Annotated in this window: 18 protein-coding genes; 10 read left to right on the forward strand and 8 right to left on the reverse strand. The window is 67.1% G+C overall.

Annotated features, from left to right (window positions below; genetic code table 11):
• Positions 1-74 precede the first annotated feature (74 nt).
• Complete coding sequence (locus tag ACK4HJ_RS00105) at positions 75-1,385, forward strand: tetratricopeptide repeat protein (protein WP_409826567.1); 1,311 nt, start codon at positions 75-77, stop codon at positions 1,383-1,385.
• A 51-nt stretch (positions 1,386-1,436) separates the two neighbouring features.
• Here ACK4HJ_RS00105 and ACK4HJ_RS00110 read toward each other — a convergent pair whose 3' ends face one another.
• The gene (locus ACK4HJ_RS00110) at positions 1,437-1,994 is read right to left on the reverse strand and encodes an HNH endonuclease (protein ID WP_409826569.1); all 558 of its coding nucleotides are present in this window, start codon (positions 1,992-1,994) and stop codon (positions 1,437-1,439) included.
• A 258-nt stretch (positions 1,995-2,252) separates the two neighbouring features.
• On the opposite strand from ACK4HJ_RS00110, the gene ACK4HJ_RS00115 reads away from it, so the two are divergent.
• From ACK4HJ_RS00115 to ACK4HJ_RS00130, 4 genes are all read left to right on the forward strand, one after another.
• The gene (locus ACK4HJ_RS00115; RefSeq protein WP_409826571.1) at positions 2,253-3,302 is read left to right on the forward strand and encodes a bifunctional riboflavin kinase/FAD synthetase; all 1,050 of its coding nucleotides are present in this window, start codon (positions 2,253-2,255) and stop codon (positions 3,300-3,302) included.
• Positions 3,303-3,415: 113 nt separating this feature from the next.
• Positions 3,416-6,301 carry an isoleucine--tRNA ligase gene (gene ileS / locus ACK4HJ_RS00120; RefSeq protein WP_409826573.1) on the forward strand — a complete coding sequence of 962 codons (2,886 nt, stop codon included), beginning with the start codon at positions 3,416-3,418 and terminating at the stop codon, positions 6,299-6,301.
• A complete protein-coding gene (gene lspA, locus ACK4HJ_RS00125) occupies positions 6,302-6,817 on the forward strand; it encodes a signal peptidase II (protein ID WP_409826575.1) in 516 nt (171 codons plus the stop codon).
• Between the two features lie 364 nt (positions 6,818-7,181).
• Positions 7,182-8,837, forward strand: a complete 1,656-nt coding sequence (locus ACK4HJ_RS00130) for a Na/Pi cotransporter family protein (RefSeq protein ID WP_409826577.1) — start codon at positions 7,182-7,184, stop codon at positions 8,835-8,837.
• Positions 8,838-8,975: 138 nt separating this feature from the next.
• Here ACK4HJ_RS00130 and ACK4HJ_RS00135 read toward each other — a convergent pair whose 3' ends face one another.
• A complete protein-coding gene (locus tag ACK4HJ_RS00135; RefSeq protein ID WP_409826579.1) occupies positions 8,976-9,977 on the reverse strand; it encodes a bile acid:sodium symporter family protein in 1,002 nt (333 codons plus the stop codon).
• Positions 9,978-10,073: 96 nt separating this feature from the next.
• On the opposite strand from ACK4HJ_RS00135, the gene ACK4HJ_RS00140 reads away from it, so the two are divergent.
• Positions 10,074-10,976: a LysR family transcriptional regulator gene (locus ACK4HJ_RS00140; RefSeq protein WP_409826581.1), complete on the forward strand. Its 903-nt coding sequence runs from the start codon at positions 10,074-10,076 to the stop codon at positions 10,974-10,976.
• Positions 10,977-11,318: 342 nt separating this feature from the next.
• The gene (locus ACK4HJ_RS00145) at positions 11,319-13,820 is read left to right on the forward strand and encodes a PQQ-binding-like beta-propeller repeat protein (protein WP_409826583.1); all 2,502 of its coding nucleotides are present in this window, start codon (positions 11,319-11,321) and stop codon (positions 13,818-13,820) included.
• Here the strand turns inward: ACK4HJ_RS00145 and ACK4HJ_RS00150 are convergent.
• Positions 13,795-14,805 (reverse strand): LysR family transcriptional regulator, encoded by a 1,011-nt coding sequence (locus ACK4HJ_RS00150; protein WP_409826585.1) that lies wholly within the window; start codon positions 14,803-14,805, stop codon positions 13,795-13,797. The genes ACK4HJ_RS00145 and ACK4HJ_RS00150 overlap by 26 nt on opposite strands.
• Positions 14,806-14,937: 132 nt before the next feature.
• Here ACK4HJ_RS00150 and ACK4HJ_RS00155 point away from each other — a divergent pair, with 132 nt between their 5' ends.
• Positions 14,938-16,011 (forward strand): NAD(P)H-binding protein, encoded by a 1,074-nt coding sequence (locus ACK4HJ_RS00155; protein ID WP_409826587.1) that lies wholly within the window; start codon positions 14,938-14,940, stop codon positions 16,009-16,011.
• A gap of 506 nt (positions 16,012-16,517) precedes the next feature.
• Here ACK4HJ_RS00155 and ACK4HJ_RS00160 read toward each other — a convergent pair.
• Positions 16,518-17,336, reverse strand: a complete 819-nt coding sequence (locus tag ACK4HJ_RS00160) for an NUDIX hydrolase (RefSeq protein ID WP_409826589.1) — start codon at positions 17,334-17,336, stop codon at positions 16,518-16,520.
• Entirely contained in the window at positions 17,333-18,319 is a 987-nt protein-coding gene (locus ACK4HJ_RS00165; protein ID WP_409826590.1) for a quinone oxidoreductase family protein, read from the reverse strand. The genes ACK4HJ_RS00160 and ACK4HJ_RS00165 overlap by 4 nt, the downstream gene beginning before the upstream one ends.
• Positions 18,320-18,480: 161 nt before the next feature.
• Here ACK4HJ_RS00165 and ACK4HJ_RS00170 point away from each other — a divergent pair, with 161 nt between their 5' ends.
• Entirely contained in the window at positions 18,481-19,380 is a 900-nt protein-coding gene (locus tag ACK4HJ_RS00170; protein WP_409826592.1) for a DMT family transporter, read from the forward strand.
• A 78-nt stretch (positions 19,381-19,458) separates the two neighbouring features.
• Here the strand turns inward: ACK4HJ_RS00170 and ACK4HJ_RS00175 are convergent, their stop codons facing one another.
• The 3 genes from ACK4HJ_RS00175 to ACK4HJ_RS00185 form a co-directional block, all read right to left on the reverse strand.
• Positions 19,459-22,140: an EAL domain-containing protein gene (locus ACK4HJ_RS00175; RefSeq protein ID WP_409826593.1), complete on the reverse strand. Its 2,682-nt coding sequence runs from the start codon at positions 22,138-22,140 to the stop codon at positions 19,459-19,461.
• Between the two features lie 18 nt (positions 22,141-22,158).
• Entirely contained in the window at positions 22,159-23,301 is a 1,143-nt protein-coding gene (locus tag ACK4HJ_RS00180) for a TRAP transporter substrate-binding protein (RefSeq protein ID WP_409826595.1), read from the reverse strand.
• Positions 23,302-23,499: 198 nt separating this feature from the next.
• A complete protein-coding gene (locus ACK4HJ_RS00185; protein WP_409826596.1) occupies positions 23,500-24,330 on the reverse strand; it encodes an SDR family oxidoreductase in 831 nt (276 codons plus the stop codon).
• A 64-nt stretch (positions 24,331-24,394) separates the two neighbouring features.
• Here ACK4HJ_RS00185 and ACK4HJ_RS00190 point away from each other — a divergent pair, with 64 nt between their 5' ends.
• Entirely contained in the window at positions 24,395-25,012 is a 618-nt protein-coding gene (locus ACK4HJ_RS00190; protein WP_409826598.1) for an SH3 domain-containing protein, read from the forward strand.
• Positions 25,013-25,033 lie beyond the last annotated feature (21 nt).

The following is a 25,033-nucleotide window of genomic DNA, read 5'->3' on the forward strand; positions in this document are numbered from 1 at the left end:
GGCTATTTCTTTACGGCGCAGGCCCTCAGGCCCGCGCGGACCGCACCACGGTCACTTGCAACCATCCAGCACCCATGAGCGCCACAGCGACCGACCCCAACCTCCAGCACCTCACCAAGGCCCGTGATCAGATCGCACAGGGCGACCTGAAAAACGCCGCATTGACGCTCAACAAGGCCAATCGCCAATGGCCACAGGACCCTCGCGTCTTCATGCTGGGCGGCCTGCTGGCCGAGAAATCGGGCAACGTGAAGGGCGCGTTTGAGGCCCTGCGCAAATCCGTGGCGCTGGCTCCCGACTGGGGCCCGGGGCTGCTGGAACTGGCGCTGCTGCTGGCCCGCCAGAACCAGTTCAAGGAAGCCGTGGAAACCGCCGAGAAGGTGGCTTTGATCGAACCCCGCAACCTGCAGGTGCTGGCTGGCGTGGTGGACATCGCCCACCGGGCAGGGCATGCTGAGATGGCCGTGCGCCATCTGCGCCGTGGCCTGGAACTGGTGCCGGGCGACGTGATGCTGCGCCGCCTGCTGGCCCGCGACCTGAGCGAGCTGGGGCAGCATGAAGAGTCGATCGCGCTGTGGACCGCGCTGGTAGCGGAAAACCCCCAGGACCCGCAGTCCCTCATCGGTCGCGTGCAGGCCTGCATCGCCGCAGGCCAGCCTGCCCAAGCAGAGCAGAACACCGCCGCCCTGCTGCAGCTGGCGCCGGACGACGTGGTGTACCAGTACTACGCGCAACTGGCGCGCGGCGAAACGCCCGCACAGCAACCCGCTGAGCTGACACGCCCGATGTTCGACAACATGGCCGAGTTCTACGACCTGCACGTGGTGCGCGGCCTCAAGTACCAGTTGCCCAAGCAGGTGGGCGACCAGATCCTGGCGCGCCACCCCGACAAGAAGATCAATGTGCTGGACCTGGGCTGCGGCACAGGCCTGCTGGGCGTGTGCCTGGGGCGGCTGGACGGTGCGCTGGTGGGCGTGGACCCGTCGATGAAGATGATCGAGCAGGCCGCCCGCCACAATGTGTACGACCGCTTCCACACCGTCAACCTGCACGATGCGCTGCGCGAAACGCCCGACGCGCTGTACCAGGTGATTGCGGCGCTGGACGTGTTCATCTACGCGGGCGACGTGAGCGAGGCCATTCCCAACGCGCACCGCGTGCTGGCGCCCGGCGGCATGATGGTGTTCTCTTTCGAGGCGGCTCCTGAGCAGGGCCCCGATCTGGTTCTGCTGCCCTCGGGCCGCTATGCGCACAAGCGCAGCCACGTGGAGGCCCTGTGCCAGGCCGCGGGCTTTGCCACCGTGGAAGTGCGCGACACGGCGCTGCGGGAGGAGAACCGCCAGCCCGTCAACGGTTTCGTGGTGACGGCCTGCAAGGCCGCCTGACGCTCCCGATACCCCATTCCTGTCGGCCAACGCATCCTTGCGTGGCCGGCGTCACGCCAGCAGGCGCGACGACTTGGGCACGTGCGCGATCAGAAAGTCCATCTGGTCGGCCAGGATGCGCCGGTTGCGCAGGATGAAGTCCTCCCACAGGCTGGGCACATAGGGGGCGTACAGCAGCGGCATGTGCGCCTGTTCGGGCGTGCGCGGGCCCTTGCGGTGGTTGCAGGGGCGGCAGGCGGTGACGACGTTCATCCAATGGTCCTGCCCGTTGCGGGCAAAGGGCACGATGTGTTCGCGCGTGAGGTGCTCCTCGTGAAAATGTCCGCCGCAGTAGGCGCACACATTGCGGTCGCGCGCAAACAGCTTGCTGTTGGTAAGGCTGGGCTTGAGATCGAACGGGTTGATGCTGGGCACGCCCTTGGTGCCGATGATGCTGTTGACGGCGATCACCGATTGTTCGCCCGTGATGGCGTTGTGCCCGCCCCGGAACACCGCCACCTGGCCGCCGGACTCCCAGCGCACTTCGTCGGCAGCGTAATGGATCACCGCCTGTTCCAGAGTGATCCACGATTGGGGCAACCCCTGGGCTGAGAGCTTCAAGACCTTCAAAACACGCCTCCTGGAACAACAAGTACACAAGGACATGACCGGCGCAAAACGGGGCTGGGGCAAGCGGCACGCCCTCTGGGCGAGGGCAGTTGTTGCATCCCGATTTGCGCAAGTCCTCAAGGATTCCGAACGCAGATGTCTCGCGGGCGGCCCTGCGCTGGGCCAGCCGTGGGTCACAATATACTCCGTTTTCATGACAAATTGGCGTCCTGCGCTTGATGGGTATGCGCAGGGCGCTATCAAAAAGATAACAAGCCGATGAAGATCTTTCGCGGATTCCACCACCCGGGCGTTGCCGATGCCTGTGCGCTGACCATCGGCAACTTCGATGGCGTACACCGGGGCCACCAGGCCATGCTGGCGCTGCTGAACAACGAGGCAGCCCACCGGGGGGTGGAGAGCTGCGTGCTGACCTTCGAGCCCCACCCGCGCGACTACTTTGCGGGGGTGCACCACAAGCCAGACCTGGCACCCGCGCGCATCGGCACCCTGCGCGACAAGCTCACCGAACTGGCCCGCTGCGGTGTGCAGCAGACCGTGGTACTGCCTTTCGATGCCCGGTTGGCGGCCCAGTCGCCCGAGGCCTTCATCGACGAGGTGCTGATCCAGGGTCTGGGCGCCCGCTACGTGCTGGTGGGCGACGACTTCCGCTTTGGCCGCCAGCGCGCGGGCGACTACGCCATGCTGGACGCGGCCGGGCAAGCCAAGGGCTTTGATGTAGCGCGCATGAACAGCTACGAGGTACACGGGCTGCGGGTGTCCAGCTCCGCCGTTCGGCAGGCTTTGGCCGCGGGCGACATGGAAGACGCCGCGCGGCTGCTGGGCCGGCCCTACACCATCAGCGGCCACGTGGTGCACGGCCGCAAGCTGGGGCGCGAACTGGGCGCCACGGCGCAGGGCGCTGGCAATGGCTTTCGCACGCTCAACCTGCGTTTTGCGCACTGGAAGCCCGCGGCCAGCGGCATCTTTGCCGTGCTGGTGCACGGTCTCACGGCCGAGCCCTTGCAAGGCGTGGCCAACCTGGGCGTACGCCCCTCGCTGGACCCAAACGATGCCAACGGCGGCCGCGTGCTGCTGGAAACCCACTGCCTGTACTGGCCAGCCGAACTGGGCCCCGAAGGGGCGTACGGTAAAATCGTGCGCGTGGAACTGCTGCACAAACTGCACGACGAGCTGAAGTACGACGGTCTGGATGCCCTGACAGCGGGCATTGCCAAAGACTGTGCGGATGCGCGCGCCTACTTTGCGACGGCCCACGCACCCAATCACACCGAGACCCGGCGTCAGACCACGCGCGACCGAATTTAGGGGGCTGCCTGCGCAGCGCCTGCCCTGCAGGCCCGACACCTCTCGCGTTTCGCTCCCTGTTTCCCCGCATTGCTCCGGGCCTGCCCCGGAATGCCCCGTTTTAAGGCTCCCTCATGTCCGACAACGCCAGCACGCCCACCTCCACTGCTCCGGATTACCGCAGCACCCTGAACCTGCCCGACACCCCCTTCCCTATGCGCGGCGACCTGCCAAAGCGCGAGCCAAACTGGGTGAAGGACTGGGAAGACAAGGGCATCTACAAGCGCCTGCGCGACGCCCGCCGCGGCGCGCCCAAGTTCATCCTGCACGACGGCCCGCCTTATGCCAACGGGCAGATCCACATGGGCCATGCGGTCAACAAGATCCTCAAGGACATGATCACCAAGGCACGCCAGCTCGAAGGCTTTGACGCGCTGTACGTGCCGGGCTGGGACTGCCATGGCCTGCCCATCGAAAACGCCATCGAGAAGAAACACGGCCGCAACCTGAGCCGCGACGACATGCAGGCCAAGAGCCGCGCTTTTGCCACCGAGCAGATCGCGCAGCAGATGGTGGACTTCAAGCGCCTGGGCGTGCTGGGCGAATGGGACAACCCCTACAAGACCATGAACCCCGCCAACGAGGCGGGCGAAATCCGCGCGTTCAAGCGCGTGATGGAGCGCGGCTTTGTGTACCGAGGCCTCAAGCCCGTGTACTGGTGTTTTGACTGCGGCTCGTCGCTGGCCGAATTCGAGATCGAATACCAGGACAAGAAGAGCACCACCCTGGACGTGGCCTTCAAGGCACACGACCTAGCCAAACTGGCCGCTGCCTTCGGGCTGCCCGCATTGGCCAAGGACGCGTTTGTGGTCATCTGGACCACCACCGCCTGGACCATCCCGGCCAACCAGGCCCTGAACCTAAACCCCGAGATCACCTACGCGCTGGTGGACGCGGGTGAACGCATCCTGCTCGTGGCCGAGCCGCTGGTGGCCTCGTGCCTGGAGCGCTACGGCCTCACCGGCAGCGTGCTAGCCACCACCCTGGGCAAGAACCTGGGCGGCCTGGAATTTGAGCACCCGCTGTACGACGTGGCCAGCGAAGACGGCAGCTTTGGCTACCGCCGCCTGTCGCCCGTGTACCTGGCCGACTACGCCACGGCCGATGACGGCACGGGTATCGTGCACTCCTCGCCCGCCTACGGCCTGGAAGACTTCAACTCCTGCCGCGCACACGGCATGGCGCTGGATGAGATCCTGAACCCCGTGCAGGGCAACGGCACCTATGCGGCGGACTTCCCGCTGTTCGGCGGCCAGCACATCTGGAAGGCCGTGCCCGTCATCATCGAGGCCCTGCGCAATGCAGGCCGCTTGATGACCACCAAGGACATCACGCACAGCTACCCGCACTGCTGGCGCCACAAGACGCCGGTGATCTACCGTGCAGCGGCGCAGTGGTTCATCCGCATGGACGAAGGCGAGGGTGTCTTCACGAAGCCCGGCATGAAGCCTGCCAAGACGCTGCGCCAGATCGCCCTCGATGCCATCGAGCACACCAGCTTCTACCCCGAGAACGGCAAGGCCCGCCTGCACGACATGATTGCCGGACGGCCGGACTGGTGTATCTCGCGCCAGCGCAGCTGGGGCGTGCCCATCCCGTTCTTTTTGCACAAGGATTCGGGCGAGCTGCACCCGCGCACCATGGAGATCATGGACCAGGCCGCCGACATCGTCGAAAAGGGCGGCATCGAGGCCTGGAGCCGCGTGACGACCGAAGAAATCCTGGGTGCGGCTGACGCGCCCCACTACACCAAGAGCACCGACATCCTGGAAGTGTGGTTCGACTCCGGCTCCACCTTCAGCCACGTGCTGCGCGGCACGCACCCCGAGGTGCACCACGACACCGGCCCCGAGGCCGACCTGTACCTGGAAGGCCATGACCAGCACCGCGGCTGGTTCCACAGCTCGCTGCTGCTGGCCAGTGCGCTCGAAGGCCGCGCGCCCTACAAGGGCCTGCTGACCCACGGCTTCACCGTGGACAGCCAGGGCCGCAAGATGAGCAAGTCGCTGGGCAACGGCATCGATCCGCAGGAGATCAACAAGAAGCTGGGCGCCGAGATCATCCGCCTGTGGGTGGCCGCGAGCGACTACTCGGGCGACATCGCGGGCGACGAGAAGATCCTGGCGCGGGTGGTGGACGCCTACCGCCGCATCCGCAACACGCTGCGCTTCCTGCTGGCCAACGTGAGCGACTTTGACCCAGCCCAGGACGCCGTGCCGTTTGACCAGATGCTGGAGATCGACCGCTACGCGCTCACCCGCGCGTCCGAGTTCCAGGCCGAAGTGCTGGCGCATTACAAGGTGTACGAATTCCACCCCGTGGTCGCCAAGCTGCAGCTGTACTGCTCGGAAGACCTGGGCGGCTTTTACCTCGACGTGCTCAAGGACCGCCTCTACACCACGGCGCCCAAGAGCCTGGCCCGCCGCAGCGCGCAGACCGCGCTCTACAACATCACGCACGCCATGCTGCGATGGATGGCGCCGTTTTTGTCGTTCACGGCCGAAGAGGCGTGGAAGGTGTTCGGCAACTCCGACTCCATCTTCCTGGAGACCTACGGCAACGTGGCAGGCGTGGGTGCCGGTGCCGACGAAGGCCTGCTGGCCAAGTGGTCGCGCATCCGCGAGATCCGCGATGCGGTGAACAAGGAGATCGAGGCCCTGCGCGCCGCCGGCCAGGTGGGCTCGTCACTGCAGGCGGTGGTGCAACTCACGGCGGCGCCGGAAGACCACGCGTTGCTGGCCAGCCTGGGCAACGATTTGAAGTTTGTGTTCATCACATCCGCTATCGAGTTGGTAGCTGGTAGCGCTCTGCAGATCAGCGTCAGGGCCAGTTCTGACACCAAATGCGAGCGCTGCTGGCACTACCGCAGCGATGTGGGCCACGATGCCGCCCACCCCACCCTGTGCGGCCGCTGCACCAGCAACCTGTATGGCGACGGCGAACAGCGGGTGGCGGCATAAATGGCGCGCTCGTCTTCCTCCTCGGACTTTGGCGGCCGTTCCAGCGCCAGCATGTGGCCCTGGCTGGCGTGGGCGGTGGTCATCTTGGTGGCCGACCAGATCACCAAGACGCTGATCCTGCAGTACTACCAGCTGGGCGATGCCACCTTCATCACCAGCTTCTTCAACATCGTGCGGGCGCACAACACAGGCGCGGCGTTTTCCTTCCTGGCTAACGCGGGGGGGTGGCAGCGCTGGCTGTTCACCGGCATTGGTGTGGTCGCCACCATCTTCATCGTGTGGCAGCTGCGCGCGCACCCGGGGCAAAAGCTGTTTTGCTTTGCGCTGTCCAGCATCCTGGGCGGGGCCGTGGGCAACGTGGTGGACCGGCTCATGCACGGCTACGTGGTGGATTTTCTGGACTTCCACGCGGCGGGCTGGCACTTTCCCGCGTTCAACTTGGCGGACTCGGCCATCACGGTGGGCGCGGCCTGCCTGATCCTGGACGAGCTGCTGCGCGTGCGGCGCGAGCGCTGAGAAGTGGCCCACTCCGATTCCGACAGCCCGCCCATGCGGGCTGTTTCTTTTTTAAGCGTCTGCAAAGCCATTGACGCTGGACCCAACAGGGTCATGGCTGCACGACTCCAAAATCAGGAGTATGCTTATATGTCAGTTTTGTGACAAATGGCCAAGGTGTGCAGGTTTTTCCGCGCGCACCCTCATCCCCCGGATGTCGCGCAGCCCGGCTCCGCCCAGCGCTCGCCCCGCCTGCCTCCGCCTACGGGCACAGAAATGAAGTAAACCTGCCACCCTGTGCAGGCGCCAGCGTTGTTAGTGCCGGTGTCCGCACGGGGCGCAATGCATGCTTTTTGCATTCCACAAGAAAAAGAACACGTTTTCCATGAAGCATCTGTTGAATCTGCTGGCAGCCGTGGCGCTGCTCATCTGGGGCACCCACCTGGTGCGCACCGGCATCCTGCGTGTGTTTGGGGCCAACCTGCGGCAGTTGATTGCGCGCAGCGTCAGCAGCCGGTTCACGGCCGTGCTGTCGGGTATGGGCGTGACCGCCGTGGTGCAGTCGAGCACGGCCACGGCGCTCATCGTGTCGTCCTTCGTGGGCCAGGGGCTGGTGGGGCTGCCGGCCGCGCTAGCTGTCATGCTGGGGGCCGACGTGGGCACCAGCGTGATGGCGGTGGTGTTCTCGATGGACCTGTCGTGGCTCTCGCCGCTGTTCATATTTGTGGGCGTGGTGCTGTTCATCTCGCGCAAGGACACGGCTGTGGGGCGCGTGGGGCGCGTGCTCATCGGCCTGGGGCTGATGCTGCTGGCGCTGCGGCTCATCACCGAATCGACCACGGTGCTCACCCAGTCGCCCACCGTGCGCACGCTGCTGGGCGCACTTACCAGCGATGTTCTCCTGGAAATCTTCACCGGCGCAGTGCTAGCCATCGTGGCGTATTCCAGCCTGGCCACCGTGCTGCTGACGGCCGCGCTGGCCGGCTCGGGCGGCATCCCGCCCGACGTGGCGCTGGGCCTGGTGCTGGGTGCCAACCTGGGCAGCGGCGTGCTGGCCGTGCTGACCACGCTGAAGGCGAATGTGCAGACGCGCCAGGTGCCGCTGGGCAACCTGTTCTTCAAGATCATCGGCGTGGTCATCATGACGCCGCTCACGGGGCTGTGGCTGCAGCACGTGCGGCCCTATGTGCCCGACACCGCCACGCTTGTGGTGCTGTTCCACTTGGCCTTCAACCTGGTGGTGGGCATCATCTGCATCGGCCTCACAGGCACCGTGGCGCGCACCGTGCAGCGCCTGCTGCCGGCCGAAAGTGCCCAGCCCACCGCCGGCACGCGCCCGCAGCACCTGGACCCATCCGCGCTGGCCACGCCGTCGCTGGCCATATCGTGCGCCGCGCGCGAAGCGCTGCACCAGGCCGACGTGGTTGAATCGATGCTGCTGGGCCTGCACCGGGTGATCCGCACCGACGACCTGAAGCTGGCCGAGGACCTGCGCAAGCTGGACGACGAGGTGGACGGCCTGTACTCGGCCATCAAGTACTACATGACCAAGATCTCGCGCGAAGCGCTCGACGAGCGCGAGGGCCGGCGCTGGGCCGACATCATCAGCTTCACCATCAACATGGAGCAGATCGGCGACATTATCGAGCGCGTGCTCATCGACATCGAGGACAAGAAGATCAAGAAGGGTCGCCAGTTCTCCGAGGCCGGCATGGAAGAGATCAACGAGTTGCACGCCCGCCTGATCGACAACCTGCGCCTGGCGATGAGCGTGTTCCTCAACGGCAGCGTGCGTGACGCGCAAAAGCTGCTGGAGGAAAAAGCCCGCTTCCGCGACCTGGAACATGCGTACTCGGCCACCCACCTGGCACGCCTGTCGGACAACACGGTGCAAAGCATCGAGACCAGCTCGCTGCACATCGACCTGATCAGCGAACTCAAGCGCATCAACTCGCTGCTGTGCTCGGTGGCCTACCCCATTCTGGAATCGGCCGGCGCCCTGGCCCCCAGCCGTCTGCGCACGCTGAACGAGCAGGCTTGAAGCTTTTTTGGCCTCTAGCGCTTGATAGGCAAGCGCCAAAAGCTATGCTTTTTATAGCGTAGGTCGGGTTAGCGCAGCGGAACCCGACCCCTTCGCCCAGGCTGCGCTGTGTAGCCCAACCCTCGGGCCACCACCCTGTCACCCACCCCGCCGCGCATACCGCTGCGCCAGCACCGCGCACACCATCAACTGCATCTGGTGAAACACCATGATGGGCAACAGGATGGCACCCACCGCGTGGGACGCGAACAGCACCTTGGCCATGGGCACGCCGCTGGCCAGGCTCTTCTTGGAGCCGCAAAAGACGATGGTGATCTCGTCCTCCTTCGAAAACCCCATGCGCCGCGCAGCCCAGGTAGTGGCCACCAGGGCCATCGTCAAGATGATGGCGCAGACGGCCAGCAAACCCAGCAGGGCGGACAGCGGCACCTCGCGCCACAGCCCCTGCACCACAGCCGCGCTGAAGGCCGTGTACACGACCAGCAGGATGGAGCCCTGGTCCACATAGCGCAGCACAGCCGCGCGCCGCTGCACAAAGCCGCCCACCCAAGGCCGCAGCAAATGCCCGGCCACAAAGGGCACCAGCAACTGCAGCATGATGCGGCCGATGTTGGCCAGCGTGTCGTGCGACGCAGTGGCCGATGCACCGCCGCCACCACCGCCTGCACCTTGCGCCTCGGGCAGCAGCAGTCCCACCAGCAACGGCGTGATCACGATGCCCAGCAGGGTGGAGGCAGACGCGCTGCAGATCGCCGCCGGCATGTTGCCGCGCGCCATCGCCGTAAAGGCAATGGCCGACTGCACGGTGGCCGGCAACACGCACAGGTACAGCACGCCGGTGTAGATCGCTGGCGTCACCAGCGGCAGCAGCACGGGCTTGAGCGCCCAGCCCAGCAGCGGAAACAGCACGAACGTGGTGCCCACCACCACCAGGTGCAGCCGCCAGTGCGACAGCCCCGCCACGATGGCATCGCGCGAGAGCTTGGCGCCGTGCAGAAAGAACAGCAACGCAATGGCCGCCACCGTCAGCCCCTCCAGCGCGCGTGCCAGGGGCCCGGCGGCCGGCAGCAGGCTGGCAAGCGCCACGGTGCCCAGCAGCGCCAGGGTGAAATTGTCCGGAAGAAAACGCGAGCGGGCCATGGTGCGCAGAGGCAAGAAGTGAATCGACCCGGTATTGGAGCCGGCTTGCATTCCAAAGAGAAATCGATTTCTCTGATGGATTTATGATCTGGCCGCATGAATGTCACCCTGCGCCAGTTGCATGTGTTCCAGTCGGTGGCAGCCACCCGCAATTTCAGCCGCACCGGCGACGCCGTAGGCCTGACCCAGCCCGCCGTGAGCCGCTGCATCACCGAGCTGGAGGCGCAACTGGGCCTGCAGCTATTCAATCGCACCACGCGCGAAGTCACCCTGACGGACGCCGGCCAGCGCTTGGCCGCGCGCCTGCCACGGGTGCTGGAAGAGCTGGACAACACCCTGCTGGACGTGCAGGAGATGGCCACTGCCCGCCGCGGCCGCGTGCGCGTGGCCAGCAGCCCCACGCTCTCGGCCAACCTCATGCCCGACTGCATTGCCCACTGCCAAGCCACTTACCCGGGGCTGGAGCTACTGATGCTGGACCGCATTCAAAGCGCGGTGCTGGCCAGCGTTCTGTCGGGCGAGGTGGACTTTGGCGTGGTGATCGACCCCAGCGACCGCGAAGCGCTGCATTGCGAAACCATCCTGACCGAGCCCTTCTGCCTGGCCTGCCCGCCCACGCACCGACTGGCCCGCAAACGCAACGTGCGCTGGGCCGACCTGCAGGGCGAGCCACTGGTGCTGCTGGACCATGACTCCGGCAGCCGCCGCCTTATCGACCGCGCGCTGGCGGACCACGGCGTCGCCGGCCCCGTGGCGCACGAGGTGGGCCACCCCACCACCATCTTCCGCATGCTGGACGCAGGCCTGGGCATCTCCGTCATTCCCACGCTGGCCCTGCCGCCCGATGGCCTGGCCCACCTGGCCGTGCGCCCGCTGTTGCCGCGCGTGGACCGCGACATCGTGCTGGCCCACCGCCGCCACCGCGCGCTGTCGCCACTGGCGCAGACGGCGTGGGAGCTGGTGCGGGGCGTCGCCGCGCAGCGCCTGATCAAGCCTTGACCATCGCATCAACATGCAAGCGCAGGCGGCCCACGCGCCGCGCTGACAAACGCTTACTGCTATCCGATCTGCAGCAGCATCGCCTTTAACTGCGCCGCCTTCACGCGAACGATGCAGATTGTGTTTCCCTACGCCGGCAGGGGAATAAATCAGCGCTGCGCGCGCTGCGGGATACCCTGGGTCGGTCCCCCCCTTGTGCGGCACCGATGTCCTGGCTCTTCCGGCGGGCACCGCCTCGGTGGGCGGTCTGAGCGTCGGCCGCTTTCCGATTTGCCAAGGCATTCGCCCCCTCCCCGCCCGCGTCAACGCCGCGGGCGCTCACCCCTCAAGGAGATCCCTACGATGGCCGTTGCCTCCCCACAATCACATGAACGCCGCGGTTGGCACTGGACGTACCTCGCCTTCGCGAGCCTTGCGGGCGTTCTGGGTGCCGGCATGCTGGCCCTGGGCGGCTGGCTGGTCGCGTTGGGCGGCACGGTGTACTACGTCGGCACCGGCTTGCTGCTGGTCGTTGCCACGGCAGCCGCGTGGCGGGGCCGGCACCGCATGGGGCTGGGGCTTTCAGGAGGTGCGCTGCTCATCACCCTGGCGTGGTCTGTGGCCGAGATCGCAGGCAAGGGCTGGCAGCCAGCCTGGGGCATCGACCTGGCCGGGCGCGCAGGCTTTCTCGCTGCACTGGTGGCTGGTATGGGCTTGGCCTGCCTGATGTGGCGGGTGCCGCCGCGGGCGGCCCCACGGCGCGTGGCGCTGGTCGGCCTGCTGTCCGCGGCTGCGGCCCTGGGCGCCTTGCTGTGGGCGCACTGGGAGCGCCCCGGGCCCGCCGCCAGCCTGGCGGCAGGCTCCCCGCCCACCACCGGCACCGCGCAGGAAGGCGCCGGGGCCGACTGGCGGGCCTATGGCGGCACGCACGCAGGCCGTCGCTATTCGACCCTGCGGCAGATCACCCCCGCCAACGTTGCCGACCTTCGGGAAGCCTGGACGTTCCAGTCCGGAGACCTGAACCCTGCCGAAGGCCGGGTTTTCTATTCGTCGCAGAACACGCCCATCAAGGCCGAGGATTTTCTGTACACCTGCACTCCCGCGAACAAGGTGTTTGCGCTCGACCCCGGCACGGGCGAGGTGCGCTGGAGCTACGACCCCAAGGTGCCTGCCAGCACGATGGAGTCGCTGTTCACGGCCGCCTGCCGCGCGGTGGCGTATTTCGACGATGGCGCGCCCGCGGGGCGCCCCGAGGCCATCGCCAGCATGCCGGCGGTGCCCGGCGCGATCGGGCCGGTGCCCCGCGGCGGCAGCCAGTGCCACCGGCGCGTGTTCGTGGCCACCGCCGACGGCCGCCTGGTCGCTCTGGACGCGGTGGGCGGCTTTCCGTGCACGGAGTTCGGCAGCAACGGGACCGTAGATATGACCGTGGGCATGGGTTTGCGCGAAAAAGGTTTTGCCTCCAACACTTCGGGCGCGACAGTGGCCGGTGGCCTGCTGATCCTGGGCCAGCAGGTCAGCGACAACCAGCGGCGCGATGCGCCTTCGGGAGTGGTGCGCGCCTACGACGCACGCACCGGCGAACTGCGCTGGGCCTGGGACGCCCTGCGCCCCGACGCCCAGGCCCCGCTGGCGCCCGCCGAGATCTACCCGCGCGGAACGCCCAACGTGTGGAACATCATCTCGGCCGACGAGTCGCTGGGCCTGGCCTTTTTGGCCACGGGCAACGCCGCGGCCGACCAATGGGGCGGCAACCGCACGCCCGAGGAAGACCGCGCCACCGACGCCGTGGTGGCGGTGGACCTGCAGACCGGCGCCACCCGCTGGATGTACAGCACCATCACCCACGACCTGTGGGACTACGACCTGGGCGCGCAGCCCGTGCTGGTGGATGTGACCATCGACGGTGCGCCCCGGCGCGCGGTGATGCAGGCCAGCAAGACCGGCAACATGTTCCTGCTCGACGCCGCCACGGGCGAGCCGCTGCGTCCCGTGGAGCAGCGCCCCACGCCGCAGGGCGCCGCACCCGGCGACTGGGTGGCGCCCACGCAGCCGCAGTCGGTGTTCTTCCCCAACATCGGCGGCGTGCCCGGGCGCGAGCCTGAGCAGATTGACGCCCGCTATGCCTTCGGCCTCACACCCATCGATGGCGCGCTGTGCCGCATCCGGTTTCACCAGCACCGCTACGAGGGCATGTTCACGCCGCCCACCGTGGACAAGGCCGGCACGCTGCTGTTCCCCGGCACCGTGGGCGGCATGAACTGGGGCGGCCTTGGGTACGACCCCGAACGCCGCCTGCTGATCGCCAACAACTCGCGCCTGCCCAACCTGATCGTGCTGCACCCGCGCGAAGAGGTCCAAGACAAAGCCGTCGGCTCGGGCGGCGCCCGGCCGGACCAGAAGGTGGCGCCGCACTCCGGCACGCCATTTGGCGTGACGCGGCCCATCTGGTGGTCGCCGCTCAAGGTGCCCTGCATTTCACCCCCTTGGGGCTATCTCTCCGCCATCCACATCGACACGGGCGAGCTGGTCTGGTCTCAGCCGCTGGGCACGGGATTTGACGTGGGGCCGCTGGGCCAGCGCACCTTCCTCAAGATCGCGGTGGGCACGCCCAACCTGGGCGGGCCGCTGGTCACGGCCAGCGGGCTGACGTTCATCGGCGCTGCACAAGACAACTTCTTGCGCGCGTTGGAAACCGGCACCGGCAAGCTGCTGTGGCAGTCCCGCCTGCCCGCCGGCCCGCAGTCCGGGCCGATGACGTATGAACACCAGGGTCGGCAGTATGTGGCGGTGACGGCCACGGGCCACGCCCGCTTTGAGACCACGCCGGGCGACTACCTCAAGGTGTACGCGGTGCCCGATTGAGGGGTGCCGGGGCCAACGCTCGGCGCGTCTCACCGCGCCTCACCAGGCTGCGCCCGCGTACCACCTCCCCCTGCAGCCCTGCGCCACTCTCCAGGTAGGCGTGCAGGCCCTCCCACAGGGCGTCAAAAGTGGCGCTGCACCGCGGGCTGCGGCGCAGGTCTTCGTGCATGACCACCCAGGTCTCAAGACCCCAGCGGAACTGCCCGGGCAGTATGCGCACCAGGGCAGGCGCACGCAGCGCCAAGCCCGCCTGGCAAACGCCGATGCCGCCCCCGGCGCGCAAAAACGCGAGCTGCGCCACGTCGCTGTCACTGCGCACGGCAAAGCGCTCGCGCTGCCAGGCCGGAAAGGATTTGCGCGCCGATCGCACGAAGGCCGTTTCTTCGTCGAAGCCCACCAGCCGGTGTCGCGCCAGCTCGGCCAACGTGGCCGGCGTGCCGTGTCGCACCAGGTAGTCCGGGTGGGCGTACAGGCCCAGCTCCACCGCGCCCACGCGCCGCGCCACCAGCGCGTCCTGGCGCGGCTCTGTCATGCGGATGGCGATGTCGGCCTCTCGCTGCAGCAGGTCGTGCACGCGGTTGCTCAGCACCAGCTCCACGGTCAGTGCGGGGTGCATGTCCTGCAGACGGGCCAGCAGGGGGGGCAGCACCTCCAGACCGATCACCTCGCTCGCGCTCACGCGCACGGTGCCGCGCACGCCATCGCCTTGCGCGTCGGCCGCCCGCACCAGCGCGGCGGCCGCATGGCCCATGGCCTGCGCGTACGAGCGCAGCGCCAGCGCCGCGTCCGTGGGCAGCAGGCCCTGCTGCGAACGGGTGAACAGCACCAGCCCCAGCGCGGCCTCCAACGCCGCGATGTGGCGGCCGATGGTGGGCTGCGTCAGGCCCAGCGCCCGGGCGGCGCCTGAGAGCGAGCCTTCTTTCAACACCGCAAGGTAGGAGCGGTACAGCTCCCAGCCGATGTCCTGAGGAGGGATTTTTTCCATACATAAATGTATAGCCAGCCCACGGCTTTACGGAATTTTCTTTTGACACGCAGGCGATCACACTTCGTCCATCCGGTCTCTGCTCCTTTCCACACCGTCTTTTTTTCAACGTTTCTTTTGAGGATTTTGAACATGAAACACGAAGCATTCCCCACCGCAGCGGCAAATGGCCGCACAGCACTGGTGCTGGGCGCTACCGGCGGCATTGGCGGCGAGGTGGCACGCCAGCTGCGCACGCAGGGCTGGGCCGTGCGCGCCCTGTGCCGCAACCTGCCCGCCGCAAATCAGGACGGTATTACGTGGATGCGTGGCGACGCCCTGCACCGCGCCGACGTGCTGGCCGCCGCCCGAGGCTGCAGCGTGATCGTGCACGCCGTGAACCCGCCCGGCTACCGACGCTGGAGCGAGCTGGTGCTGCCCATGGTGGACAACACCATCGCTGCCGCGCAGGCAGAGGACGCCACCATCGTGCTGCCCGGCACTGTCTACAACTACGGGCCCGATGCCTTCGAGGCCTTGCACGAAGATGCACCCCAACGCCCGCTGACGCGCAAGGGCGCCATCCGCGTGGAACTGGAGCGCCGCCTGCAGCAGGCCACTGAAACCCACCCTCTACAACGCAGTTGCCGCGTGATCATCGTGCGGGCGGGGGACTTCTTCGGGCCCCAGGCAGGCAACAGCTGGTTCGCGCAGGGACTGGTCAAGCCCGAGCAGCCGGTAACGGCCGTGCTCAACCCCGCAGCGCCAGGGGTGGGGCACCAGTGGGCCTACCTGCCCGATGTGGCGCGCACCATGGTGCAGCTGCTGGACCGACGCACCACCCTGCCCGCGTTTGCACGCTTTCACATGGCCGGGCACTGGGACGCCGACGGCACGCAAATGGCCGCGGCCATCCAGCGTGTGACGCGTGGGGCCACCGGCACATCACCTGCGGTGCGGGCCTTTCCGTGGTGGCTGACGACGCTCGCGGCCCCCTTCGTACCCACGCTGCGGGAACTGCGCGAAATGCGCTACCTGTGGCAGCAGCCAGTGCGCATGCAGGGCGTCCGGCTGCGCGCCGTGCTGGGGGAGGAGCCCCACACACCGCTGGATGAAGCCGTGCGCGCCACGCTGCGGGGTTTGGGCTGCCTGCCCGGCGAGCCCGTTTCGATCAAATCGGGAACGGATCGAGGTGGAGATTTCTTTGCAAGCACCTCGCACCAATGACCTTTGGATTTTGCTGAAGGCGCGGGGTGAGCCTTGAACAAATGACAGGGGCTACGTTGATACGATGGCCTAGACCGGCCAATATCAGTCAGATGAATCGTTGCGAAAGCATTTCTTGAACAACTCAAAGCAGTCTCACGACGAAGCCGTCGCCCCTGACATCACCAAGAGCGTCAATCACCATTTCAAGAGGGAGGGAAGATTGATGGTCTGGGTTGCTATTGGCGTACCACTCATCTTGCTGATCGGCGCCTTCGTGTTCGGTCCCGCGCTGCTCACACTCGCCGGTAGGTAGAACGATCGACGCTTGGCACATACGGTTGGCCGTTGGGACACAAGTCGCGCCAGAGCCCGTCTCCTTGGCCGTCTGTGTCGTGGGCTCCGAAATCAAGATGCCGCGCTAGTCGTGCTCACAAAGAGACGGCGCCGAAAACATCGCGTTGGGTGTGCCGCCATCCGCCTCGCACGACGAAAACTGATGGCCCCGAAATAACGTCCAGCAGCTTCTACAGCCCCCAGTGCGCCGCCATCACCAACGCCGCTTCCAGCGTGAACCGGTCCTCCGCCACCTGCGTGTAGAGGTCCTCCGTAGCACGCAGCGCAAACTCATCCACCTCACCATCCTGGTTCGACGGTGCCATGCCCTCGGGCACGGTGGCGCGAAACCAGTCGATGCGCTCGACCATGTAGCCCGTGCCGCCCGCTTCGCTGCTCGGGCGGCTGAAGAGCACGTGGCCGCCGTGGGTGACGGCCTGCAGGTCGGCCACGTGCAGGCCGGCCTCTTCCCAGGTCTCGCGCGCCAGGGCCTGCTGCAGCGAATCGGTGGCGGCGATCATGCCGCCCATCAGCGTGTCCCAGAGGCCTGGGTCGTTGGGCTTGGTGAGGGCGCGCTTTTGTACCCACATGCGGCCATCGGGCGCACTGCCCACCAGATGCACGGCCACGGTGGCAATGCCCAGCACGCGCACGGCACCCCGCTCCACCGTGCCCACGCACTCGCCCTGGGCGTTGCACACGGCCAGTTGCTCGTTGCGCCAGGGGCCGCACAGGTCGGCGTCGCGCAGCGCGGTGGCCAGGGTGTTGAGGGCGTCGGTGGCGGCGTCTGCAGGCACGTCAAGGTGCCAGATGGCGGTACCCGAACGCTCTGTTTTTGATAGCTTGTAGCGCTTATCCAGTAAGCGCTGGAGGCCGATTTGATCCAAAACCCCGACCGCGACAGACCCCACCGGCTGCCCGGCCACCCACAGGGGCAGGCGCGGCTGGGCCGGTGGCTGCTGCGCACGCTGGCGCGCCGCCTGCAGCCAGGCGTGCAGCGCCGCGCTCACGACAGCGTGAGGATGGTGGAGCCGGTGGTCTTGCGCGCTTCCAGGTCGCGGTGCGCCTGCTGCACGTCGCGCAGGGCATAGCGCTGCTCGATGTGGATCTTCACCTGGCCGGTTTCCACCACCTTGAACAGATCGTCGGCCATGGCCTGCGTGGCCTCGCGCGTGGCGATGTGGGTGAACAGCGTCTGGCGCGTGACGTACAGCGAGCCTTTGGCACCCAGGCTGCCCGGCGCAAACGGTGCCACCGGGCCGGACGCGTTGCCGAAGCTGGCCATCAGGCCGAAGGGGCGCAGGCATTCGAGCGACTTGTCCCAGGTGTCCTTGCCCACGGAGTCGTACACCACCTTCACGCCCTTGCCTCCGGTGATCTCCTTCACACGGGCCGCGAAATCTTCGGTGCTGTAGTTGATGGCATGCGCCGCGCCGTTGGCCAGGGCCAGCTGGCACTTCGCGTCGCTGCCTGCGGTGCCGATGAGCTGCAGGCCGAGCGCCTTGGCCCACTGGCAGGCGATCAGCCCCACGCCGCCGGCCGCCGCGTGGAACAGCACGTGGTCGCCGGGCTGCAGGCCTTCCACCGGCAGCGTCTTCTTGAGCAGGTATTGCGCCGTCAGGCCCTTGAGCATCATGGCCGCGCCGGTTTCAAAGCTGATGGCGTCGGGCAGCTTGCACACGCACTTGGCTGGCATCACGCGCACTTCGCAGTAGGCGCCGGGCGGGTTGCTGGCGTAGGCGGCGCGGTCGCCCACCTTCAGGTGCGTGACGCCCTCGCCCACCGCCTCGATCACGCCTGCGCCTTCCATGCCGATGCCCGCGGGCATGGTGAGCGGGTACAGCCCCGTGCGGTGGTACACGTCAATGAAGTTGAGGCCAACGGCGTGGTGGCGGATGCGCACTTCGCCGGGGCCGGGCTCGCCCACGGTCACATCAACCACGTGGAGTTCTTCGGGACCACCGTGCTGGCGGATCTGGACGGCAAGGCTCATGGCAAAAGTCTCCTCAAAAAATCGGGGGGTGCAAACAACGGCGGCCATCCTGCCACGATTCAGTCGCGCGTGCCGAACCCGGCCGGCGTGCCGGGAGGCTGCGGGGGGCCTTGGAGCCCGCCCGGCGCACGCGGGGGCGCGCACCGTTACAGTGCAGCCCCATGACTCACAAACTCACACCCGGCACGGCCGTGCTGCTGGTGATTCCGCCGCTGCTGTGGGCCGGCAACGCCGTCACGGGGCGGCTGGTACATGACCTGATTTCCCCCGCCGCTCTCAACTTCATCCGCTGGGTGCTGGCCTTTTTCATCCTGCTGCCGCTGGCCCACGGGGTGCTGCGCAAAAGCAGCCCGCTGTGGCCGCACTGGCGCCGCTATGCGCTGCTGGGGCTGCTGGGCATTGGTCTGTACAACGCGCTGCAGTACATGGCGCTGCAGACGTCCACGCCCATCAACGCAACGCTGGTGGGCTCCAGCATGCCGGTGTGGATGCTGGCCGTGGGCGCACTGTTCTTTGGCGCAGCCGTGACGCGGCGGCAGGTGGTGGGTGCGCTGCTGTCAGTGTGTGGTGTGTTGCTGGTGCTGAGCCGGGGCGAATGGGCGCTGCTGCTGGCTTTCCGCCTGGTGCCGGGCGATCTGTTCATGCTGCTGGCCACCATCTCGTGGGCGTTTTACAGCTGGCTGCTGGCGCGCACCAGCGAGCCCCAAAGCATCCGCAGCGACTGGGCTGCCTTCTTGATGGCGCAAATGGTGTTCGGCCTGGCCTGGTCGGGCAGCTTTGCGGGGGTGGAATGGGGCACCGGCCGCACGCACATCGAATGGGGTTGGCCGCTGGTGGCGGCGCTGGTCTTTATCGCTGTCGGGCCGGCCGTGCTGGCCTACCGCTGCTGGGGCGTGGGCGTGCAGCGCGCGGGGCCGGCGGTGGCGGGCTTTTTTGTCAACCTCACGCCGCTGTTTGCAGGCATCTTGTCTGCCGCTTTTCTGGGCGAGACGCCGCAGCTGTTCCACGCCGTGGCGTTTGCGCTGATCGTCGGCGGGATTGTGGTGTCGTCGCGGCGCTGACGGGGCAAAAGCATCAGCCAAAAATGGCTCTAGCGTTTGTTTTATAAGCGCTAGAAGCTATCAATATGATAGTAAATCTCAGCCCTGTACGGGCAGTGCCTGTACGGTGGCGGCGGCGTCCAGCAGCGCTTCCAGCCCCGCCAGCGGGGTGGGCCTGCCCAGCAGGTAGCCCTGGAAGAGGTAGCAGCCGTATTCGGCCAGAAACGCTTTTTGCGCCTCGGTCTCCACGCCTTCAGCAATCACGTCCAGCTCCAGGTTGCGGGCCATGCCGATGATGGTCTGCACGATCACGTCGTCGGTGTGGCGCACGCCCAGGTTGTGCACAAACGACTGGTCGATCTTGAGCTGGTCCAGTGGCAACCGCGTCAGGTAGGCCAGCGACGAATACCCCGTGCCAAAGTCGTCCACCGAAAAGCGCACGCCCTTGGTCTTAAGGAGGCCCATCTTGGCGATGGTGTCGTCCACGTTGTCCAGCACCAGCGATTCGGTCAGCTCCAGCTTGAGCAGGTGGGGCCGTGCGCCGGTTTCGCGCAGGACCTCCACCACGCGCGCCACAAAGTCGCGCTGGCGAAACTGCCGCGCGCTCACGTTGACCGACAGCTGCACATGGCGGTAGCGCGCATCGTTCTGCCAGGCCGCCAGCTGCTCGCAGGCGGTGCGCAGCACCCAGTGGCCCATGGGGATGATGAGCTCGCTTTCCTCGGCCACGCCGATGAATGCGCCGGGCGCCACCAGCCCACGCTCGGGGTGGCGCCAGCGGATGAGGGCCTCGGCGCCCACGATGCGGCCGTCCAGGTGAAATTGCGGCTGGTAGTGCAGCTCGAACTGCCGACCCGTGAGGGCCAGCTGTAAATCGCCCTCCAGCTGCGCCCGCGCGCTGATGGCGACCTGCATCTGCGGATCGAAAAAGCACAGTGCGTTGCGGCCCTGCGACTTGACCTGGTACATCGCGATGTCGGCCTGCTTGAGCAGATCGACCGAGGGCTGCAGCGCCCCGCCCATCAGCGTGGCGCCAATGCTGGGCGTGCTGTGGTGCGTGATGGTGCCCAGCGTGTAGGGCACGTTGAGCTTGCGCAGGATCTTCTCGCCCACACGGCGGGCAAAGGCGGCGGCTTCTTCGGCGTTGGGCGACAGCTCGTGCAGCATCACCACAAACTCATCACCGCCCAGGCGGGCCACCGTGTCTTCGCGGCGTACGCAGGTCTTCAGGCGCTGGGCCACCTGGCGCAGCAGCATGTCGCCCACCTCGTGGCCCTGGGTGTCGTTCAGGGTCTTGAAGTGGTCCAGGTCGAGAAACAGCAGCGCACCATGCTGCCCGCTCCTCACGCTGGCGGCAATGGCCTGCTGCATGCGGTCCATCAGCAGGCGGCGGTTGGGCAGGTTGGTCAGCGGGTCATAGAAGGCCAGGCTTTCAATTTCGGCGCTGGCCTGTCGCAGCGCGGTCACGTCGTGGTAGGTGATGACCATGCCGCCCTCAGGCGTCGCCCGCTCGGTGATCTGGATGGTGTTGCCGCTGGGCAGCGCCTGTTCGTGCGGGCCCTCCAGCTGCCGCTGCTTTGCCAGGCGCTGCTCCACCCAGCGCATGCGCTCGTCGTGCGTAGCGCGCGGCAGGTGGTGGCGCGAGGTTTCTTCCATCACGCGCCGAAACGGAATGCCCGGCGCCATCACACCTTTGAGCCAGGGGTAGATCAGCTCGAACTGGCTGTTCCACTGCACCACACGCTGGTCGCGGTCTAGCAGCAGGAACCCGCTCACCATGGACGCGAGCGCCTGGTCCAGCGTGGCCTTGGACTGCGCAATGGCCACGCGCGCTTGCGACAGCCGGTCGAGGTAGCGCAGGGCCAGCCAGCCCGCAGCCAGAATCATCGCCACAAACAGCAGCCCCGTGAGGGTGATGGCGTTGCGCTGGTCGCGCCAGCCGGACAGCGCAGCCCTGCGCGGAATGCTGGCCGCAATGCGCAGGTCCTGATAAAGGATGGGGCGATACACCACCAGGCCGGGGTCGCCGCTCAAGCGCGCGGGGGCGTTCCAGTCTCCACCCGCCGCGGCCAGGGTGGCCAGGGGCGGGCTGAGTGTAGGAGCCAGGGCCTCTTCGCGGTTGGGCACGCTCAGCAGCAGCTGGCCGTCTGCACGCTCCAGCGTGACCTGCAGGCCGGTGATGTCCACACCCTGCACCAGCACCGAGCTGAGCGCCGCCACCGGCAGTTCGGCCACCGCCACCACCAGCGAGCTGTCTGCCATGCGCAGGTAGCGCGCCACGTAGATCACGCGCTCTGAACTGGCAAAGCTGACCACGGGCGGGCTGATCATGAGGGTAGACACCGGCTGCCCCATGATGGACGCGAGAAATCCGAGCGGTAGCTGCACCTGCAACGCGCTGCCTGACGGGTCGGACGACGCAATGGTCTTGCCCGTGTCGTCCAGCAGCGCCACGTAGCGCACCATGAGGTTCTGGCGGGCCGAGCTGCGCAGCCGCTGGCTGGCGCTTTCGGGGTCCACCCAGTCGGCCATGGCGCCGGCAAGGCCCAGCATTTCGTCAGTGCTGGCCAGCAACACGTCCACCGCCAGCAGCGACCGGTTGAGCGCTGCCTCGGCACCTGCCACAAAGCGCGTGGCCTGGGCTTCGCTGTCGGCCAGAGCCACCTGGCGCGCGTTCCACACCAGCGCCGCCGACACCAGCGCCACGGCCGCCACAAACACCGCCACACCGGACCATACAAAGGCCCTGATGCGCTGCGGTGTGGTGGACGACTCACTCATCGGTGGGCGGGCCTCGGGTTACTTGGCGGCAGGTGGTGTGGCCACCAGGCCCCGTACGGGGCCGATGGTGTTGTTCCAGATGTCGGCACAACGCGCGCCACAGCGCTGCACCCAGCGCGGCAGCACGGTGGCCGAGAGGATGTCCTGGCGGCTGCGATCGTCCTGCGGCGACACCGGCACCACGACCATGCGGCCCTTGGTGCCGCCGGCGCAGCTGGGCGCGCCTTGATTGCAGGCCATGCCGTCGGCGGTTTCGCGTTCGGACTCTTCCCAGATGGCGGCCTCCAGCCGGGGCAGCTCGCGCCGCAGCAGCGCGCGCAGGTCGGGCGGCAACGCCGTCCAGGCCGTCTGGTTGGCGCCAAACACGGCCAGGCCCCAGGTGATGGGCAGCGAATGCACGTGGCTGGTGATGCTGGCCAGGCCCAGCGTGTTGCCCGACATGGTGCCGGTCACGGCGCACTCGGTATTGCCCGCCGAGAGGCTGGGAACGATCTGCGCAAACCCCGTGAGCACCGGCACGCCGCCTAAAGCGCCCACAAAGTCCGCCTGGGTGGAAGACGACACTCGGATACGGCGGCCCGACAGGTCGGCCAGCGTGCGCAGCGGCTTCTTGCAGAAGACCACCTGCGCCGGGTAGACGTAGATGGCCAGGGCTTCCACACCATGCTGGTCGCGCAGGGCTTTTTCCAGATAGGGGCGGAAGGCGGCGAGCGTGGTCTTGAGGGTGGCGATGTCGGGGTTCAGGCCCGCGAGATCGGGAGCGGTGTACTCGGGGTGCTGGGCGGTGAACGAGCTCATGAGGGTGGTGCCAAACGGCACCACGCCCAGCTGCAGCAGCCGCAGCATTTCGGAGCCGGGCACACCAGCGCGGTCGAACGGGACGATCTCCGCCTCGAACCGGCCGTTGCTCAGGCGCGAGAGTTCCTTGTTCCAGAACGGTTCTTCCTTGCGCGTGTACTGGCTGATGCCGGCCAACCCGCCGACGATGCGCAACTTGTAGGGGGCCGCCGCACCCGGCGCAGCGGCTGGCGACGGGGCCTGCGCCTGGACCTGCGCCACTGCCGCGCCCCCCAACGCTCCTAGCGCCATGCACAGCCACAGGGCGCCTCGACGCATTGCAGGAAACAGGACAGGCAGTAGCGGGTGCATGGGTGGGTGCATGGCGGAGTCTCCGGCCCCATTCTTTACCAAGTTTTTCCGTCCGCCAGAAAAACATGTCTGCAAAACACCACTGCGGAGGCAGTGCCTGCGGGCGGGGGCGCGCCCGGTGCGCGTCCATTGTGCCGAAGGCCGGCCGCGCCCACATTTAAAAAAGCCGGGGTTATCCCCGACTGTCCGTGTCTTTCAGGGCGGGCTTCGTCAGAACGTGCCCGGATACGCGCCGCCGTCGGCCAGCACGTTCTGCCCCGTCATGTAGCCCGCCTGAACGCTGCACAAGAACGCGCAGATGGCACCGAACTCGGCCGCCGTGCCGTAGCGCCCGGCCGGAATCTGCGCCTGCTGGGCGGCGCGGAACTCGTCCACGCTTTTGCCAGCCTTGCCTGCTGCGGCGTTCACCGTGGCGGCCAGGCGGTCGGTGTCGAACTTGCCGGGCAGCAGGTTGTTGATGGTCACGCCGCGCGCGGCGATCTTGCTGCGTGCGGCGCCGGCCACAAAACCGGTCAGACCGCTGCGCGCACCGTTGGACAAGCCCAGGATGTCGATGGGCGCCTTCACCGCGCTGGAGGTGATGTTGACGATGCGGCCAAAGCCGCGCGCGGCCATGCCGTCCACGGTGGCCTTGATGAGTTCGATGGGGGTGAGCATGTTGGCGTCCACCGCCTTGATCCAGGCCTCGCGGTCCCAGTCACGGAAATCGCCCGTGGGCGGGCCGCCTGCATTGGTGACCACGATGTCAAAGTCGCGCCCGGGCCCGCCCGCAGCGGCAAACACAGCGGCGCGGCCGGCCTCGGTGGTGATGTCCGCAGCCACGGCCAGCACCTGGGGTTTGGAGGCTTTTGGGCCGCCAGCGCTTGCTGCATTTGCGCTGTCAGCTATCAAAAGTGCAGCAGTCTCTTGCAGAGCCTCCGCGTTGCGGGCGTTGATGACCACGTTCACGCCCTCGCGCACCAGCGCCTGCGCGCAGCCGTAGCCCAACCCCTTGCTGGCGCCGCACACCAGCGCCCATTTGCCTGCGATACCCAAATCCATAACAATCTCCGTGTTGCACACTGATACATGTGCCTTCGTCAAATCTTAAACGGAGAGGTCCCCCATGAAATGGCTGCACCGCGGAGCCCTTGCCTTAGGGTTGGCATTGGCCGCCCTGGCCCCTTGGGCCGGCACGGCCCACGCGCAGGACGCCGCCGTGGTCAAGCGCGCCACGCAGTTGCGCAGCACCCCGGAGGAAAGCGGCGCCAGCGTGGCCGCGCTGGCGGCGAACACGGTGGTCACCCGTAGCGCCGAGCGCAAGGGCCCCTGGACCAAGGTGAGCACCGCACAGGGCGCCAGCGGCTGGGTGCACATGTTTGACCTGGGCCCGCAGACGGGTTCGGCCTCGGGCACCGGCAACGCGGCCACGGGGGGCCTGCGCGGGCTGGGGGGCTTGTTTGGGGGCAACAGCGGCTCCACGACCACGGCCACCTCCACCGTGGGCATCCGCGGCCTGGGTGCGGAGGATATCGCCAATGCGCAACCCAATCCGGCAGCCGTCACGCAGGCCGAAGGCCTGCGCGTGAACGCGGACCAAGCGCGCAAATTTGCTAGCACGGCGTCGCTGAACAACCGCACGGTGCCACCGCTGGCCGAGCCGCCACGGCCCACATCCAGCGGCGGGTCGGGGGCCACAGGGTCTTCGTCCAACCCGTCGGACCCCAACTTCAGCCCCAACTGAGAAAGACCCGGGGAGAACCAC

The organism is Acidovorax sp., assembly GCF_046294525.1.
In the GTDB taxonomy this organism is placed as follows: Bacteria; Pseudomonadota; Gammaproteobacteria; order Burkholderiales; family Burkholderiaceae_C; genus Acidovorax.